This window comes from Dickeya lacustris, from assembly GCF_029635795.1.
GTDB classification, from domain to species: Bacteria; Pseudomonadota; Gammaproteobacteria; order Enterobacterales; family Enterobacteriaceae; genus Dickeya; species Dickeya lacustris.
On the sequence record NZ_CP114280.1, the window covers coordinates 2,040,320 to 2,058,539 of the forward strand.

At 48.9% G+C, this 18,220-nt stretch carries 16 protein-coding genes and 2 pseudogenes; 3 read left to right on the plus strand and 15 right to left on the minus strand.

Features of this window, described 5'->3' with window-relative positions:
- Window positions 1–2: 2 nt before the first annotated feature.
- From O1Q98_RS09250 to O1Q98_RS09285, 8 genes are all read right to left on the minus strand, one after another.
- Window positions 3–251 carry a CopG family ribbon-helix-helix protein gene (locus tag O1Q98_RS09250; protein ID WP_012883160.1) on the minus strand — a complete coding sequence of 83 codons (249 nt, stop codon included), beginning with the start codon at window positions 249–251 and terminating at the stop codon, window positions 3–5.
- A 110-nt stretch (window positions 252–361) separates the two neighbouring features.
- Window positions 362–1,195 carry a DUF4942 domain-containing protein gene (locus O1Q98_RS09255; protein ID WP_278143540.1) on the minus strand — a complete coding sequence of 278 codons (834 nt, stop codon included), beginning with the start codon at window positions 1,193–1,195 and terminating at the stop codon, window positions 362–364.
- A 118-nt stretch (window positions 1,196–1,313) separates the two neighbouring features.
- Entirely contained in the window at window positions 1,314–1,634 is a 321-nt protein-coding gene (locus O1Q98_RS09260; RefSeq protein ID WP_102802208.1) for a TA system toxin CbtA family protein, read from the minus strand.
- 25 nt (window positions 1,635–1,659) lie between these two features.
- Window positions 1,660–2,061: a type IV toxin-antitoxin system YeeU family antitoxin gene (locus O1Q98_RS09265; protein WP_240632698.1), complete on the minus strand. Its 402-nt coding sequence runs from the start codon at window positions 2,059–2,061 to the stop codon at window positions 1,660–1,662.
- Window positions 2,061–2,534 carry a RadC family protein gene (gene radC / locus O1Q98_RS09270; protein ID WP_278143545.1) on the minus strand — a complete coding sequence of 158 codons (474 nt, stop codon included), beginning with the start codon at window positions 2,532–2,534 and terminating at the stop codon, window positions 2,061–2,063. The genes O1Q98_RS09265 and radC overlap by 1 nt, the downstream gene beginning before the upstream one ends.
- A 30-nt stretch (window positions 2,535–2,564) precedes the next feature.
- On the minus strand, window positions 2,565–3,386 hold the full coding sequence (locus O1Q98_RS09275) for a DUF932 domain-containing protein (RefSeq protein WP_278143547.1): 822 nt from the start codon (window positions 3,384–3,386) through the stop codon (window positions 2,565–2,567).
- Window positions 3,387–3,482: 96 nt separating this feature from the next.
- Window positions 3,483–4,349: a GTPase family protein gene (locus O1Q98_RS09280; protein ID WP_033576640.1), complete on the minus strand. Its 867-nt coding sequence runs from the start codon at window positions 4,347–4,349 to the stop codon at window positions 3,483–3,485.
- A gap of 133 nt (window positions 4,350–4,482) precedes the next feature.
- The gene (locus tag O1Q98_RS09285) at window positions 4,483–5,310 is read right to left on the minus strand and encodes a CopG family ribbon-helix-helix protein (protein WP_278143551.1); all 828 of its coding nucleotides are present in this window, start codon (window positions 5,308–5,310) and stop codon (window positions 4,483–4,485) included.
- Between the two features lie 742 nt (window positions 5,311–6,052).
- Between O1Q98_RS09285 and O1Q98_RS09290 the strand changes: the two genes are divergently transcribed.
- The 3 genes from O1Q98_RS09290 (at window position 6,053) to O1Q98_RS09300 (ending at window position 7,670) form a co-directional block, all read left to right on the plus strand.
- Complete coding sequence (locus tag O1Q98_RS09290; protein ID WP_278143553.1) at window positions 6,053–6,682, plus strand: inovirus Gp2 family protein; 630 nt, start codon at window positions 6,053–6,055, stop codon at window positions 6,680–6,682.
- A gap of 120 nt (window positions 6,683–6,802) precedes the next feature.
- A complete protein-coding gene (locus tag O1Q98_RS09295) occupies window positions 6,803–7,015 on the plus strand; it encodes a helix-turn-helix transcriptional regulator (protein ID WP_125258094.1) in 213 nt (70 codons plus the stop codon).
- Window positions 7,016–7,094: 79 nt separating this feature from the next.
- Window positions 7,095–7,670: a hypothetical protein gene (locus O1Q98_RS09300; protein ID WP_125258093.1), complete on the plus strand. Its 576-nt coding sequence runs from the start codon at window positions 7,095–7,097 to the stop codon at window positions 7,668–7,670.
- Between the two features lie 237 nt (window positions 7,671–7,907).
- On the opposite strand, the pseudogene O1Q98_RS09305 reads toward O1Q98_RS09300, so the two are convergent.
- From O1Q98_RS09305 to O1Q98_RS09335, 7 genes and pseudogenes are all read right to left on the minus strand, one after another.
- Window positions 7,908–9,081 (minus strand): annotated as a pseudogene (locus O1Q98_RS09305) (IS3 family transposase).
- A 152-nt stretch (window positions 9,082–9,233) separates the two neighbouring features.
- Entirely contained in the window at window positions 9,234–10,148 is a 915-nt protein-coding gene (locus tag O1Q98_RS09310) for a restriction endonuclease (RefSeq protein ID WP_012883150.1), read from the minus strand.
- A 163-nt stretch (window positions 10,149–10,311) separates the two neighbouring features.
- The gene (locus O1Q98_RS09315; RefSeq protein ID WP_125258091.1) at window positions 10,312–11,034 is read right to left on the minus strand and encodes a M48 family metallopeptidase; all 723 of its coding nucleotides are present in this window, start codon (window positions 11,032–11,034) and stop codon (window positions 10,312–10,314) included.
- A 30-nt stretch (window positions 11,035–11,064) separates the two neighbouring features.
- Window positions 11,065–14,351: pseudogene (locus O1Q98_RS09320) on the minus strand (type I restriction endonuclease subunit R).
- Window positions 14,348–15,397 (minus strand): virulence RhuM family protein, encoded by a 1,050-nt coding sequence (locus O1Q98_RS09325; protein WP_125258085.1) that lies wholly within the window; start codon window positions 15,395–15,397, stop codon window positions 14,348–14,350. The pseudogene O1Q98_RS09320 and the gene O1Q98_RS09325 overlap by 4 nt, the downstream one beginning before the upstream one ends.
- Window positions 15,394–16,608 (minus strand): restriction endonuclease subunit S, encoded by a 1,215-nt coding sequence (locus O1Q98_RS09330; RefSeq protein WP_125258084.1) that lies wholly within the window; start codon window positions 16,606–16,608, stop codon window positions 15,394–15,396. Before O1Q98_RS09330 ends, O1Q98_RS09325 begins: the two co-directional genes overlap by 4 nt.
- Window positions 16,598–18,121, minus strand: a complete 1,524-nt coding sequence (locus tag O1Q98_RS09335) for a type I restriction-modification system subunit M (RefSeq protein WP_125258083.1) — start codon at window positions 18,119–18,121, stop codon at window positions 16,598–16,600. Before O1Q98_RS09335 ends, O1Q98_RS09330 begins: the two co-directional genes overlap by 11 nt.
- Between the last annotated feature and the right edge of the window lie 99 nt (window positions 18,122–18,220).

Genomic DNA, 18,220 nt, shown 5'->3' on the forward strand with positions numbered 1-18,220 from the left:
GATTACGACTTTTTCAGTTTATTGGCAAAATCGAGAACATCAGCATGGTTTACCACCCTTCCAGCATCAACATCAGCAAGGCCTTGCAAAATCCGTTGATGCTGACGTTCTCTCTCTTCGATCATTGCGGTCAATGCTTCTTTAATCACCCAACTTTTCGACCTATCCAATTCAATAGCCAGGCTTTCAACCGCAGCAGCAAGCTCGGCGGGTATCTGAGCACTAATAGTCTGTTTTGCGGGCTGTCCCATGGAAATCACCTTTTAATAAAAATTAATAACACTTATTAAAATAGCATAATTTTGTTAGTACCACTACCAGTGACAAGTACAGCATCAAGCATCCCTGCTACGTCATACGCTCACCTCGCCGCCAGCATCCCCGGATAATGTTTGGCGATAATGTCGTTCATCTGATCGATTAAGTCAGGGCGTTTAAAGATGAGATGCCCGGTGCCTTTCTGAAAGTAACGCACACTAAAATACGTATCTTCGTATTCTTGCTGATGAGGATTATCACGAATATGGTTCATCAGCCGGATAGTCACATCACCCCGGTTATCAGGAATGGGTTTGCCATCCAGCAAGGACAGCATCCGCTCCAGATCGGCCAGTTGATCGCGTCGCCAGCCCCAGTTCAGGCCAAAGCCCCAACGGTGGTACGTCACCAGATTACTGATGATGATTTTCTTACCGAAGTAGCAAGGATGGTTGGTTTTGTAATCCCACGATAACCCTTTGAATACGTTAATCACCCCGCGTTCGAATACCTCCCGCTTGCTCTGGTGAAGTTGTTCAAACGTGCTGAGAATATTGGCTTCGCTGATGGTCGGCAGGTCGCCCTCGTCCAGATTCTTATGCCACTGGCTGCGGGCTTGTGCGTCCATCAGTGACAACATGCCGGATTTCAGCATCAGGTCGCGCCAGATATGGCTGTCCAGCGTGCGGATAATGGCTGGCATCGCCTTGTCAGGCGTTTCTGTCAGCCAGCAATCATAGCGATGCCCTGGTTTCAATGCCCAGTCTTCAACGGTGCCGCCACCGATAGTCGCCGTTAGCGTTGAAATGGCCTGTAACTGGGTCAGAAGCTGTTCTATCTGTTGCAGCGCGGCATCACGTCCAGTGACGATACGCGCAATGTTGGTCGAGCCAATCAGCTCGGTGTGGTCGGTTAACACCTCGGGTTCAGTTTGCATAGTGTGTTGTCCATACATCACAGCCAATACGCCAGCCGGTAAGGGCTGGCGTATTATGCATCGGGGGAGAAAGAAAAATCGGTTTGGCGTTGTGTGACTGGAAAGCGGCTCGCAGTCTTTATGGCTTGAGCAGGCCGGTGGCGCGTCTGGCGCGGAGAATATCGACCGCGTTCAGAAACGGTTTTTGCTCCTGCCAGCTAAAACCGCTGCGATCGATACGCACCAGTTCATAGCGCTCCACCAGAAAGTTCACGGCGTCCGGCAGCGAAACTCCTGCGTCGAGGTGGGCCTGAATCTCGGCTTCCTCGCAAAACGGCGTGTCGTTGAGCGTCAGCCCGTAGTGCTTGTCCAGCAGGTAAGTTAATAACTGTTGCCAGACATTTACAGGTGACAGGCATGACGATGCCTCCCGCGCCGGGGAGGGGGATGGTGTTTGCATGGATAGGCTCTCTTAAGATAAACGCTTAAGGTGAAGGGAATGCGGTTGCCGGTGTGGCCGCCGTGGTCGGGTAAATCGTGATATAGACGTAGCCCGCACTGCCCAGTGTATCGGCCTCGCAGGTCAGTACGCCGTCATGCAGCGTGACGCGTTGCTGTCGGCGGGGATCGAGCTCACCGGTCACAAGCTTTTGCTCCAGTTGTCTCACCAGCAGTGGGAAACGGTGTTCCAGATGGCAGGCCACGGTTGCACTGAAGGTGCCGGTCACACCGGCACGGTCGGCGAGAAAATGCAGGTGACACCCTTCCTGTACCAGCCGGGCTCCAAAGCGCGGTTTCAGAGTGTGTTCAAGTCCCCATTCCAGGGCATCCGATAATGACAAGGTACTTTTCTCCTGACAGGTTAATGGAATGACAGTGAAAGGCATTACAGCCAGCCACGTTCGGCGAACGACACCACCTGATTGCCGCCAATCACCAGATGATCCAGCGTGCGGATATCCACCAGCTCAAGAGCGCTTTTCAGCCGCTCGGTGAGCGCCCGGTCCGGCGTGCTCGGTTCGGCATGGCCGGACGGGTGGTTGTGTGCCAGGATCACCGCCGCCGCGTTGTGGCGCAGGGCCGCCTTGACGATTTCTCTGACGGGAATCTCGACATGATTAATGCTGCCCAGCGCCATGATTTCCCGGTCTATCAGGCGATGCTGGTTATCAAGAAACAGCACCATGAACACCTCCCGTTCCAGCGGAGCCAGATGCAGTTGCAGCCACATTCGGGTATAGGAGGAGGCGGTAAACGGCTCGCCTGGCTGGCGCAGGTGGCGCTCCAGCAGGCGCTGGGCCCGGCGGATGATGCGCTGCTCATGTTCGGTAAACGGGGTCGGTAAAACCGGTTGATTCATCGGGGGTCTCCCTGAAAACACAAACAGGATTTAGTCGGCATGTTGCAGCAGCGACTCCGCCAGCACCCACAGCGCCCGGTTGAGCCGCACATCGTTGTCGATACTGCTGACGGCACGGGTGCGGGCCCGTTTCCCCTGTGGGTTGCGACCGGGCAGCCCGCCCTTTATCAGGTTCTCCTGAATACGCTGGAATGTGGTCCACAGGTCTTGCCGGTCGTCCTGCCAGCGGCGCGGCGTCAGGATTTGCGCTGCCGTCACCGGCTGATGCGCCTCACCAAAACGGTACGTCAGCGCGGCGTTTGCCAGCGCGGATTGCGCCGGAGGCGGTAACAGCAACGACTGCATGGCATCGCGTTTTTCCTCGATGCGCTCAAAGGTATCCAGCACCTCATACGCGCCTTCAATCACCCGGCCCACCACATCGCCTTTATGGGGCACCCGCACCTCACCAAAACTTTCGCCACAAATCAGCCCGTTCTGGCACACCTGTCGGAACATCCCCGGCAACATCTGGTACGAACTGGAGCCGTCATGACTGTTGAGCAGGATGATTTCCGGCACCTGGTGGCCGGTGATTTGCCCCTCCCGACGCAGGCGCAGCATGTGTTTGGTGTGCTCGCGGCGGCTGTCGTCGCGCACGCGGGTCTGGCAGGCAAAGAACGGCTGGAAGCCTTCACGTTGCAAATTATCCAGAAGGGTAATCGTCGGAATGTAAGTGTATCGCTCGCTGCGGGATTCATGCTTTTCCTCACTGAACACACTGGGTACAGTGCGAAACAGCGCTTCGCGGGTTAGCGGACGGTCACGGCGGATAAGGTTTGCTGCGCCAAAGCGCGAGGCCAGACGGGTCATGATGAACTCCTTGAGATGGCTGAAAATAAAAAGCCCGGACGCACAGGCGACCGGGCTCGGAAAACGAAAACAGATGGGTAATGCAGAATTAACGGCTCAGAAGAACACCGCCCACAAAGCGCGAGCCACGGACACCACGGTATCGCGCAGCGTCTGGATAAGCGTGCGCACCGTGGCCGGTATCAGCGGCAGACGGCTGACGGTATCGAGCGTGCTGCCCACCGTATCGGCAAAATCATCGCGGGCTTTTTGAGTGACACGTTCGCTACGAAGGGGCGGCTGTAGCTGTGTGACCAGCGGGCTGCTGGCTTCGCGCGGCAGGCTTGCCACCATCAGCGCCGCCATGTGCGACAGCCCCCAGCGCAGCCGCACCGAAACCGCGCAGACCGGGTGCACCGGCAAAAACAGGGTGTGCAACAGGGTGATTTTGCGCGCAAGGCTCTGCCGTTGTTTGGCAGACAACGCCTTCATGCCGCCCTCAGTGGGTTCAATCTTGTCCGCCTGACTGACCACAAACAGCACCTTGTGCCGCCAGGCTTCGCCAATCACCTGATGGTAAAAATGCTCGTCCACCGCCAGCGCCCGGTCATCGGCCTTAACCAGCCACAGCACCAGATCGAGATGCGGAAGTTGCTGGCGATACATCGTGGCATACTCCGCATCACGCCGTTCACTTTCACCGACTCCAGGCAGGTCTACCAGCGTCATGCAACGCTCACCCACGTTCAGGCGCAAGCGCAACGGCCCACGGGTACAGGCCGACACATCACTGACCGGCGACACCTCACCGGCAAACAACGCATTACACAGGCTGCTCTTGCCCGCACCGGTCTTGCCCATAATGCCGATAACCGGCTCGTAGTGGGTCAACTGCCGGATATGCCGCCAGATTTGCGCTGTCACCCACTCCGGCAACCCCGACAACGCCTGACGCAACGGCGCAGGCCCATCCTGATGATTCATATCATGTCCTCGGTAAACACAAACGGCAGCACCGTGAGGCGCTGCCGTTAAGGGGAAGGTTCGGGGAGATGATATCTGTCTGAAAATATTTTAAAGCAGGGCCTGGGTTCACCGTCACTGTTGAAGCCCGGTATTATTTTCTGTTCTTTTTTACGCGTATTGCCTGGTTTGTTACCATTATCACATCATCGCTTTTCACGAGCGCAATGGCCTGGTCAGATAAAGCTCGTCTTCTCACGCCCATAACAAGCATCTTGTTTTGAAAAATCGTGATGGGCATCCAGTAGAGATAGCCTGGTGCTAACTGTTTATTCTTTTTCCTCACCAACGTACTCAGTGGTGCCCGGCCAATTTCCCTCACATCCAATACCTGAATAGCGTGATAATCCAGATAAAAATGATCTTTTGAATCTATATTTTCTTTGACATTGACCAGCGTGACAGCATATATGAAATCGCAGACCTCCCCCACGCCTTCAACATGTTTCTTTTTGCCACTTATTCTTACAGCTAGAATTTTTACGCCATCACCCTTTATTTCATTAATAAATTTACGCGCAAAATAAGACCCCTCGCCAACCTTCATATTTATATCATTTATAATTCTTTCGTAAAACTCGTCAATTTTGACAGTGAGGTCATCATACTCTGCGTTTTCCTGAAAAATTCTAACGCTGCCAAGACTAATTTCAAACCAGCAATCACCGGAATAAAAATAATCCCGTAGCGAGTTAAAATACAGAGACTCATACCATTTAATGCTTATTTTTTCAGGAATGATGCCATCGCTGGGAATATCGTCTTCATCATGCGGGTGCCTTTTCTGGTCAATAGCAAAATCAAGCAATTCACTGACAAGCTCGGATCGCGATCGTTTACCACGGGCAGCGACGTACTTATCCAATGCCTCCAGCGTGGTTTTCCTGATACTGAACGAACAAATCCTGGTGTGCTTTTCCATCGTAAAACGTTCTCCCACCGTTTTCCCTATCACCCACGACTCAAGGCGTTCACCCGAAAGCAGCCAGGGTGCTTTCCGCACTGCCGCATGTGGGCACCACCAACAAGAATAGGTTATTAACCTTAACTAAAAATAAATTAAAAACAAAATATTGCAAGATTAGCATTTTGATACTCAGAAACAACGGGAGGCATCACGAAGAGGTCGTAGCCGGGCGTTACGCGTTAAGCGCACGGAAGACTTCATGCGGAGAAAATCGCTTCTCGGTAAGCAGAGAGAACGGGCAAGTGCCAGTATGGTGGCGAGGTGTGGTCAGGTATGCCGGTCAGCCGATTATCCACATGAACCGTCATTGACGGTTTTCACCATATGGGCAGTGATTCGGGGCGAATGCACGGAGTCAAAAACCGGCAACCGTCGTAATATCATGACAGCTGGAAAAATAAAAACACCGTGCAATCCTTAACTTCAGAGTAACCATCCGAAAATTTATCTCCAGATTATCTGCTAACCGTGGTGCATCTGATAAGGCTTTTATTGAACCGGGGAGATAAAAGGGAGTAATCATAATTGTCGGATTGGTAATATATATACGGCCATTCTTCACTTCATATCAAAAACAGTATTCAAATAACACCCTAAGACAATACCAATCCCTCACGCATTTACCAGAACAGTCTCCTGATAATATTTTTACATCATCTCCGCTCACTATGTCTTTAACCCAAAGAAGTGATGAGAGATGAACAGAGAAATCATTGTTGATGAAACCTATGGGCCGCTATGTCGTCATTATGTCGCCCGAATCGAGGAAACCCTTCACAAAGCGCTAAGGGCACACCCCCGTACACTGGCGCTGAGAATAGATTTACACATTCCTGACAGGGACCATATATCGGGCATGGCAATACGCAATAACGTTATCAGCCGCTTTATGGCGTCATTAGCGTCTCAGCTCGAAGCACAAAGGTATCGAAAAATGCAGTCAGGCATTCGGGTACACCAAACTGATTTGCGCTATATCTGGTGCCGTGAATTTGACTGGTTTGGTAACAAACCCCATTACCATGTGGTGCTGTTACTGAATAAAGATACTTACCAGTCACCAGGGCACTACCTGTCAGATGACACCAATCTGGCAACGATGATCATTGCGGCCTGGAACCGGGCATTGGGAATGAAAGTTGCGGACACCCCACTGGCCCGTTCACTGGTGCATTTCCCTGAGAACCCCTGCTACTGGCTCGATGTAAACAGCGAAGAGAGTGAGCGGACCTATTCCAGCCTGATGTTTCGGCTCAGGTATATGGCAAAAAACGCAACCAAGCACCACGAGGACCATCTCCGGGCTTTTGGTTGCAGCCAGCGCTGACGGAGATTTTCCTGCACCGAGGATCTTTTTTACAGCGTGACCGGTTGGTATGGCGGAGTCGGCTGGAGCATCAGATAACCACCGACTCCGGTATCCATCACCCAGCCGGAGAATACCACCATGACCAGCGAACCCAGCCTGCTCAAAGATCAATTCGTCGATATGGCGTTTATCACCAAATTGACCGGATTAACCGACAAATGGTTTTACAAGCTGATTCAAGACGGCGCATTTCCACCCCCCATCAAATTTGGTCGCCGCTCCCGCTGGCTGCAAAGTGAAGTGGAAGCCTGGCTCCAGCGCCGTATCGACCAATCCCGAGTATCACAATGACCTCCATTTTGCTTTCTGAACCATGCTGCGCGTGTCCGGCACGGTGCCAGAGGTGGGTAAACCTTCAAGGATTCTTAATATGCAAGAGACAAAAACACGTCATCACAGCCTGTTGACCCATTACCAGCGCTGGCTGAACGGCATTACCAGACTCGCCATACTTAATGGCATGTGCCACCCGAACATTCAGGCCAGCCATCACCTGATGATTGCCAGCCTGTATTACCCAACCATCGGCCAGGTGAATGCCGTTGTACCGCAATCTCTGTATCGTCTGATTTACCAGCAGCCCTCTCCGCCCTCAATATCAATCGCTACCGATTTGAACATCAGCCTGGAGACAGAAACACTATTGCTGCTGCGACATCCAATGCTGGAAGGTATTTTACTGGGCGAGTGCATTCGCCTGAAGCAACGCTCGTTGGCGAACAAGCTGATTAGCCTGTTTCAGCAATTCAGCTCACCGGAATACCGATACAAACTCGTCTGGCTGTGCTGGTACGATTTAATGCTAGGCGCGCCGCTGGAAGACTGGCAGGAGAATCTGAAGCGTAAAACACCGGGGGAGCTTGGTATCTGGCTGAACAAACGTCAGGACGAGAATGCCCTGCTGACACACATGATGGATGAGTATCTTCTGTTCATTGGGGAATGATGTTGATGAGGTTTTAGGAACAAAAGAGGTGAGGTATTTTCATGTATTTTTGTTAACCCCGGATATCTCCGAAAGAAAAGCTCGAGCTGGCAAGCCCGTTATCAACCTTGAGATATCAAGCCTGCGACAATTGACAATTTACTACGAACTTAATTCCTCTTAGGTGGATTAATCCTCCATCGACACATGCAGGCAGTTAAAGCTTGACCTGGAGGCATTAAACCCGGGTTGTAGTGGTCAACAAAAACTGGCCACAGCGTTAGAGTTTTTCCAGAACAATCGTTCTGATTCATTCGGCGTCAAACCACCATTATATTGATGGGGTCTGAGCTGGCTGTAATATTCCGTGATGTAGTTCGTTATCGCTGCGCTGGCTTCACTAAAGTTGGCGTATCCATTATTCGGCACCCACTCTGTTTTCAGGCTTCTAAAAAAACGTTCCATCGGGCTGTTATCCCAGCAATTCCCCCGGCGACTCAGGCTTTGCTTTATCTGATATCTCCACAGTAATTGTCTGAAATTTCTGCTGGTATAGTGGCTACCTTGATCCGAGTGATACAGCAAATTAGAGGGTTTTCCTCGCGCTTCCCAGGCCATGGACAGCGCTTTCGTTGTCAATGCAGAGTCCGGGAAAAATGACATCGCCCAGCCAACTGGTTTACGAGAAACAGATCAAGCACAACGGCTAAATAAGCCCAATGTTTACCTGTCCAGATATACGTCACATCACCACACCAGACCTGATTAGGTTCTGTTACTGCAAACTGGCGCTCAAGATAATTGGGGATCTCTACGTGCTCCTTAGACGCCTTCTTATATCGATGGCCGGGCTGCTGACAGCTGATGAGATTAAGTTCTGTCATCAGCTTTGTTGCTCGCCAGCGACTCAGTTTTACGCCTTTGGTTGTGACCATCGCGGCAATATTACGTGCACCTGCAGAACCATGACTTTCGCGATAGCTTTCACGAACAAGACCGAGTAATACCACGTGTGTGGCATCAGGCTTCTTTGGTTGCCGCCAGTATTTATAGCTGCTGCGATGAACCCCAAACACATTGCACATAACGGCAACGGGAAACCGCGCCCTGAGTTTCTCAACTAATGAGAATTGTTCAGGGAGTCTGACATCAAGAGCGCGGTAGCCTTTTTTAATATATCCCTTTCTATTTCAACACGTTGAAGTCTTTTCTTCAGCTCGCGTATTTCAATCTGCTCAGGTGTCATGGGTGAAGCTATGGGTGATTTTCCCGCTCGTTCTTCTTTCAACTGGCGGACCCACTTATCCATCGTGGATTTGCCGACATTCATTGCCGTGGCAGCGGCGGCAACAGTGTAATGCTGATCGAGTACAAGCTGGGCAGCTTCAAGGCGAAACTCAGGGCTAAAATTGCGTCTGTTACGTCCGGTCATAATGTCACCTGTTTTTGACTATGAGGCGATGATATCACCTCTATTCAGGTGGCCAAATTTAGTGTGCCACTACAGGTCAACCATTCAGAAAGCACTCAAACAAGCCGTCTAAACCAATAGCCGGAGCCATCGCTCCGGCTCAGATTCACTCATTACTCAAAATAATCCATATCCAGCTTAGGCACTTTAACCAAGCGTGAAGAAACACCGACTTCGTTTTCAATCATCAAATGAACCAGGCGTTCGCCATCAACCAGAACCATACCTTCAACGGAATGGGCAAAATCTCGCGCCTGAGAAGTAAAACCGGAAGTGGTGATAAACACACCACGTTTCGCCTTTTGTCCGGCCAGCGCACCATAGAACGCTTGCAGTTCTGGACGGCCAACGGTGTTTTGCCAGCGTTTAGCCTGTACGTAAACCTTTTCCAGCCCCAGCTTATCAAGCGAAATAATACCGTCGATACCACCATCACCGGTGCCGCCTACGCGTTGCAGGTCATCCCGATGCCCGCCATATCCCAGACGATGAAGAACATCCAGAACGATAACCTCAAAACGTGTCGGGGATACTTGTAACAGATTTTCCAACAGCTCATCAGCAACTGCGTCCCGCAGCTCTTTTAACGCCTGATCAAGACGATCGTCCGGGCTGCTTTTTGCCAGCTCTTCCTGGTTCAGTATGGCTGGCCTTGGATCAAGATCGACAGCATCAGGTTGCTGCTTAAGCTTCACGTTCATAAAATCAAGCGCCAGATAGTTCACTTCCTCTTCAGTGAGTGGCAGGGGATGGGCATGTACCCAATTAACTCCTTCTGGCGTTAAGCACCACTTGCCTCTGGATAAGCTTTGCGATAACCCGGCTCGCTTCAGGCGGTCATGTGCCCAACCAGCCCGATTTTTATAAACTAACTGACCGCTGGCAATTGCTTCTGACCGCTGATTATCATCAAGATTAAGTGCTTCAGCAGCGGCTTCGTGCGCATCGCGAGCCGGTACGCCATCAGGTTTACCTGCCAAATAGCGGAGTACTGGCTCAATAAATTTATCGTAGGTAGGAACGGCCATGGAAACATCCCTGATAATGTTTTTATTGGATTGGTTATCAAACCAATCAGCTATAAATTAGTTGGTTACTCAGCAACCAAGTGTACTTCCAACTTATGAGGACGGTGAACATATACACCATTGTTACCCATTTTGCTGCCCTAGGGAAAATCTCATCCCTACATCATAAATCAGAAAAAATCACCCCGGCCATCCCATCCAGACGTGTTTTTACTATTTCCCATGCAGGCATCACCTGTCCCATTAGCCGATAAAAGCGTTCGCTATGGTTATGCTCAGCGATATGACACAGTTCATGTAGAATCACATAATCAATGCATTCACGGGGGGCTTTGACCAAATAGGGGTTGAGCGTCAACCGACCATGAGGAGAGCAACTTCCCCATTGGGTTTGCATCGTTAAAAGGCGTAGTTGCGGACGTTCACTTACCCATAATGCCTGTTCCAGCATCGCCTCTAATCGCCTGGAAAAAACCTCTTTAGCTCGGGTTTTGTACCAATCCACAAGCAACTGCCGAACCTTTGCTGCGTTTCTCTGGTGTAGCGTCACCTCCAGCTTGCCGCGCAACATCTTGACGCCCTGTATCCCTGATGGCTCTTCAAGAACCTTTAGCAGATATTGCTTACCCAAGTAATAATGACTCTCCCCGCTAATGTACTGCCGTGGAGTGATGTATTCACGCTGCTGGCGAAAATCACGTAGTTGTTGATATATCCAACGACCACGCTTTTTCACCGCATTCAGTACTGCATGATCGTCAGCATCCTTGGGTGCTGAAACAACCACCCTGCAATCTGGGTGTACTTTTATCAGCACGCGTCCAACTGACTGGAGACGCGAAACGCAGTCAAAACTAATTCGCTCATCACCGTAAAAAAAACACATTGACCTATGTGGACGTTGAGCAGACACGAATTAAACCCCACTCAACCCGACTCGGGTGATTTGTACGATCATCTCCACCATCTTTTTTGCTTGATCCATACCACCGCCAATCGCCTTGCATTCTTTAAACAGCATAGGTAGCAGTTTCTTACGGATATCCGCTTCAATGTTTTGTGGATTAATCGAGTTTTCCGCTACCGAAACGTCGACAAGCTGATCGAGAGTAAATGCCAGTTTTACCCATTTGTGCCTGTACCTGTGCATCAACAATCGCAAAAACCTCCGGCAGAATTTTTCTGAATACACCAAAATAAGCTTGAGCATGGTGATTACCGGCAAATGCATCAGGGATATCATTCAGCCGACGTTCTTGTACTTGCTCTTCAAACTCACGAAACAGCAGGTATTGCTTCAACGGATGATCAAATAACTTCTCCGCTTCTTCAATCGCCTGACGCAATAGCTTAGAAAAAGCCTCCTGTGCGTAAGGGTCGTCACGCAGTTGCTGTTCAATCATCCGCGTGACGCGTGTTTTGATGATGTCTGTTTCGTTGCGAGTTTTCTCATCGCTCCAGTCTTCGGGTTGCTGGAATTGCCCCATCTGGCTCACTTCATATACGCCATCGGGCTCTCGGACCTCAACACCCACCACGTGTTTATCCAGCAGTTTTTTCACCTGAGCAGCGTACTCATCGTAGTCGATACGCTCGCCCGCATCCTGCTGAACTAACTGGCGTAAGCTAGAGAACTGACTCACCGTTTCTTTATAGTGATAACGATCATCATCACTGAAGCTCTTATCTTCAAAGAACGTAGCAGATTGCAATGCTACTTTCAGGCAACTGGCAAACGCCGTCAGCGCTTCGTAGAAGTCTTCACGCACCCTCAGATGAATATCGACAAGTTCGCCGTTTCGCTCTTCAATACGTGGTATTAGCACCTGGCGCAGTTGCTGGGTGTCATTCTTATTTTTCACACCAGAAAAAATTGCCCACAGATTTTTATAAAGCTGAGGGAGACGTTTGTACTCCGTGCTCATCTGGCCGTAGAGACCAACAAGATCGTTGATGTCGTAACCGCCTTGGGTACGGGAAGCGAGCTTTTGGTAGTGCTGAATGGTGGTATCCAGTTCGCGGAGAATGCCGCGATAATCGATCAACAATCCAAATTTCTTTTTCGGATGTAAACGGTTAACGCGAGCAATCGCCTGGATCAGGTTGTGCCCTTTAAGCGGCTTGTCGATATAGAGCACGGCGTTTTTCGGCTCGTCAAAGCCTGTCAGCAGCTTATCGACCACAATCAGGATTTTGAGCGAATCATCTTTATCAAAACGCTCGATAATATGCTGGGTATAAACCTGTTCATCCTGCGAGCCAACATTCTCTTTCCACCACTGCGCCACTTCCGGCATGGTGGATTCATCGATCTCAGTATTACCCTCACGGGTATCGGGCGAGCTAATAACCACCGCTGATTCAAATAAGCCTGCTTCATCAAGATATTTTTTATACTTAATCGCAGAGACCTTACTGTCACAGGCGAGCTGGCCTTTTAAGCCATCATCAATATTCTTGTCGAAGTGGTTAGCAATATCCAATGCGATAAGACGGATGCGATCGTCTGTGCTGTATATTTGCCCCTTTCTGGCAAACTTACGTTTGAGATCTGTTTTTTGTTCGTCGCTTAATCCTTCGGTAATACGTTCAAACCAGCTATCAATCGCACGTTCATTAACATCAAGGTCAGGAATTACGCTCTTCGTATAACAGCGGCGTTACCGTTTTGTCTTCCACTGCCCGCTGCATGGTGTAGGCATGCACAATCGGACCAAACTTATTGGTGGTTTTATCGTCTTTTAGCAGCGGGGTGCCGGTAAAAGCGACAAACGCGGCATTAGGCAATGCCTGCTTCATGCGGATATGGTTTTCACCGCCCTGGCTACGGTGGCCTTCATCAATCAAGACGATAATATCTGAGCTGGTATTAACGCATCCCGGCAGCCGAATCGCGGTATTAAACTTCTGAATCAGCGAAAAAATAATGCGCTCCGTCCCTTTGCCAATCTGCTCCGCCAGCCGCGTACCGGAGGTCGCGATAGCAGATGCTTTATCTCGTTTCCCATACAATTCGCCGCCAGAAATAAAGGTACGGCTGAGTTGTTTTTCCAGGTCAATACGGTCAGTCACCACCACAATGCGGCACTGCTTTAGGGTTTCATGCAGAATTAGCACCTTGCTCAGAAAAACCATCGTGAATGATTTACCAGAACCGGTGGTATGCCAAATCACGCCACCTTCACGCCCACCATCAGGACGTTTGGTATTAATACGCTCAATCAGACGCTTGATGCCAAACACCTGCTGATAGCGGGCAACAACCTTCCCCACTTTCTTATCAAACAGCGTAAAGTAGCGAGTCATCTCCAACAGACGAACTGGCGACAATAGGCTAATTAACAGCTTATCTTGCCCGGTAACGGCAAGTTCACCGCTCGTTATTAACTGTTGATACCAATCCACAATGGCTTGAGAACGATGGCTGAACAGCGCAGTGAATTGTTCTGTGGAAAGTGAGTGATTCTTGATGGCATACATCTCAGCATCCGAGATATCCTCTTCACGCCAGTTCGCCCAAAACTTCGCTGGCGTGCCGCAGGTGCCGTAACGGCCATCATGACCATTAATGGATAACAGTAGCTGGCTGTAAGCGAATAAACGCGGAATTTCATCGTGCCGCTGATTACGCAGGCTTTGCGAAATCCCTTCATCAAGGGTTGGGCCTTTTTTGGCATTACTATCTGGACGTTTGGCCTCGATAATCGCCAGCGGAATACCATTCACAAAACAAACGATATCCGGCCTGCGCGACTCAATACCATTAGAGCGAGTCACACTGAATTCTTCAGTAAAGACAAAACTGTTATTCACCGGATTATGCCAGTCAATCAACGCTATGGTGGGGTTAGCCTTTTTACTATCAATAAACTCAGTGACAGAAATACCGTACATCAGGTGGTTATAGAGTCTCTCATTGGCGGTGAGCAAACCTTCATTCAAAGCCGGGCTGTTTACTTCGGCAATCAGGTTATCAATCGCTTTATCGGAGAGCGGATAGTCCCGTCCTGCAAAAGTGAAGGTACGCTTTTGCAATTGCTCACGCAGAATCTGGCTTAATACCACCTGATCCGACTTATTACCACGTGCCTCCTGCGCCTGATCAGGCGTAATATATGACCACCCAAGACTGGTGAGTAATGTTAGTGCCGGTATTTTAGCGCTGTATTCTTCCTGAAATTTTGGCACATGTTGCATACTCATGGCGCATCCTTAGTTTTTGGATTGGTTTGCCACTGTAATAGCTCAGTGATATCCCGCTCACCCTCTGCTTCTTTTAAACGACGCTGTTGCTCGGCGAACTGTTCATATTCAGCCTGAGCCTTATCATCCGCCATTTTCTTGCTGATCGTACCTGCACCTTTTAATACATCACGATCGTTGAATTGCAAGAATTGATCTAATTTTTCCTGCCAGTCGCGTAAAAATATCTGCTGGCGTCGTCTGGCCTGATCTTCAGCAAAATCCAGCCACATATTGACCACGCGGTTCAGTTCATCAACTTCGCTTTGATTGAGATAATTTTTGGCGACGGTGACATCCCCTTTACGCACTTCGTCACCCTTGAAGCTGGTCAACCCCATATGCGGAAGACTGGCATCGGCGCGTTGGTGAATAAGTTCAGCCGCCGTTTTCCCGGTGCAAGCAAAATGCAGTTTATTCTGGATAGTCTGGAAAAAGAGTGTGGTCTCTTTCAGTGAAGGCTGATAATCCGCAGCGAGAGCAAAGATTTCCCGTACCCGTAAATAGACGCGCCGTTCGCTGGCACGAATATCTCGGATGCGCTCCAGCATCTCACCAAAGTAATCGGGCACCACTGACGGGCCGACCGGCGGATTTTTCAGCCGCTCATCATCCATCACAAAGCCTTTAATCAGGTATTCCTGCAAGGTTTGCGTGGCCCATTGGCGGAACTGGGTGCCCCGGGTTGAACGAACACGATAACCAACGGCCAGCACCGCTTCAAGGTTGTAGTGATCGATCTCTCTTGCCACCTGACGCTTACCCTCTAAACGAACTATCCGGAATTTCCGGATAGTTGAATTTTGAGCAAGTTCGTCTTCAGCAAAGATGTTGACTAGATGTTCGTTAATGGTTCGCACATCTTTACCATACAGCTCCGCCATTGAAGCCTGCGACAGCCAAAGCGTTTCCGCTTCAAATCGGCATTCAACACGAGCACGGCCATCATCGCTTTGGAACAGCAGGAATTCACCTGCCGGGGCTTGAGGTAAGTGCTTAGCCGTCATGCTGCCTCCGTTTTCACCCGGCGTTTACCGGTGAGCAGTTGCTGCATCAGGGCTTTTTTTTCTTGCTTTAGGTGGTTGAGCTTTTGTTTTAGGGTTTCGATTTCTTGGTCTGCAATGTTAAGTGATGTTGAAATTGCTTTTTGCTCCTCTAAGCTTGGCAACAAAATACTAAATTTTTTCACCATGCCCGCATTTAGATTAGACTGTGTACCTTGTTGCCCTTGAAGTTTAATTTTTTCTTTCAAATGACTTAGAAAAAAATATAAATACTCATAGTGCAAATCTTGCTTCGGACGTATACCAAGAATTGCTTGAGAAGAACAAAGTGGGACTCGAGCAATACTACATTCTCCAATAGAAGCATACATTGCATAAAGAATGGTATTTTCAGGATATAGTTTCGCAGAGCTATTTTCCAAACCAATATTAGAAAGAGTCTTATCAGTAGATGTGATCCACTTCCCTTGACTTGTCATATCAGCTATCGAGACCCAAGGAATACCACCATTGTAGTATTCCTTAACAGAGGATGTAGGAGTTCCACCACTGCTCATATTGGCAACAGCTCCCAATATCGTTTTTTTCCACTTATCACTAAACCCCGGAAAACGTTTCTTTCCTGTAACCAATTGCTGCATCAATGCTTTTTTCTGCTGCTGGCTATTGTTGAGCAGTTGCTCAGTGGTAGTGATTGCCTTATCCCAGGTAGAAAGGATTTCGGCGATTTTCTTTTGCTCTCCGATAATGGGGATTAAAATGCTAACTTTAGATAAGTCTTTTTGCCCAATATTTGCTCGAATTGCACCTTGACCTAATTTAATTGCTTGTCTTCTATAACTAGAAGCTTGAAACAAAAAAGCTGAATAGTCAGGAATAATTTCATTTGCTTTTGGACGTCCCCTGATCACAAAACCACCAAAAGTGGCAACAGCATTATCTAGATAGACTGCTGCCATTGCTATTTCTTCAAATGTTTCTGAAGTTCGATTAAACAGTACATCGCCATACTTCAATTGGTAGTCGCTAAGCTGTTTCTCTGAGACCTGAACTCGACCAATAATCTTAGATTCTGTGAGAATGACATTTCCAAAAACATCCATAACGTTGACAAATTTATAGCCACTACCGTATTGCTCTTTTTCAGTATTTAAGCCATTTTTAAACTCAAACAGATTCCCTAAAGTATCTTTTTTCCACCCCTTAGGCACCATAACCCAACTCCTCCAGATACTTCTCCATTTCCAATTCCAGCTCAGCCAATTGTGCTTGCAGTTGCTTACGTTCGGCGCGGACCACCATCAGGTCAATTTCCTCTTCTTCTTCAAAGGTATCGACGTAGCGGGGAATATTCAGGTTATAGTCGTTATCGCGTATCTCTTGCAGGCTGGCAAGATAAGCGTATTTATCAACGTTATCACCTTCGCGGTAGGTTTTAACGATTTTGGCAATATGGTCTGCACTTAACCGGTTTTGCGCCTTATCGGTGGTAAACTCTCGACTGGCATCGATAAACATTACGTTATCGTCAACTTTCTGCTTTTTGAAAATCAGAATAGCAGCAGGAATGCCGGTGCCAAAAAAAAGTTTTTCCGGTAGGCCGATCACCGCATCCAACAAATTTTCTTCAATCAGTTTCTGGCGGATTTTCCCTTCGCTGGAACCACGGAACAGTACACCATGCGGTACTACCACCCCCATGCGCCCACTTTTCGGTTTCAGCGTTTCGATCATATGCGAAATAAAGGCGTAGTCACCCTTAGTTTTCGGCGGTAGGCCGCGACGGAAACGGCTGAATTTATCGCTTTCCACCTCACTGTATCCCCACTTATCCAGCGAGAAGGGCGGATTAGCGGTAACGATATCAAACAGCTTAAGGTCGCCATTCTTATCCAGCAATTTAGGGTTACGAATGGTATCGCCCCATTCAATCTTGTGGTTATCTTCGCCGTGCAAAAACATGTTCATTTTCGCCAGTGACCAGGTCGAACCAATCGCTTCCTGACCATATAACTCATACTGCTTACTACCATGGTTTTGTACCACTTTACGGCCGCATTTCATCAATAACGACGCAGAACCACAGGCAGGGTCGCAAATGGTATCACCAGGTTGCGGATCGAGTAATTCCGCCATCAAGTCGGACACTTCCGGTGGGGTATAGTACTCGCCTGCCTTCTGGCCGCTATTAGCAGCAAACTTACCAATCAGATACTCGTAAGCATTGCCGATCACATCTAATCCACCGATACGGCTAGGTTTTAGGTCCAGATCTGCACAGGAAAACTCTTCAAGGAGATCTTTTAGAATCCCGTTCTTTTGCTTCTCTTCACCCAGCTTGTCGGTATTAAAAGAGATATCCTGAAACACGCTTTTTCCCGCGTCTTTCAGTTTTGTGCCGTTAGCTTCTTCAATCGCGTGCAGAGCTTTATCGATGCGCTCGCCATTACCCGGTTCATTGCGATGCTGAAAGAGCGTGTAAAAACTGGCCTGTTTTGGCAGAACAAAACGCTCGTTCTTCATCATCTCTTCGATCAGTTCTGGTTCATCACCATATTCAGCCTTATAACCATCGTAATGATCCTGCCAGACGTCCGAAATGTATTTAAGGAACAGCATGGTAAGAATGAAATCTTTATAGGTGTCGGGGCTGATGGTGCCACGGAAAATATCGCACACACTCCATAACACATTGTTGATACGGTTCTGGTCGATCTTGTTGCTCATAACACATTAATCCTTAAGTAATTGTTGTAAAATACCAAGTTCAAGCTGATGGCGGTTATTCTGTAACTGACTTATAAGTAGTTCTTCTTTCTGCCAGAC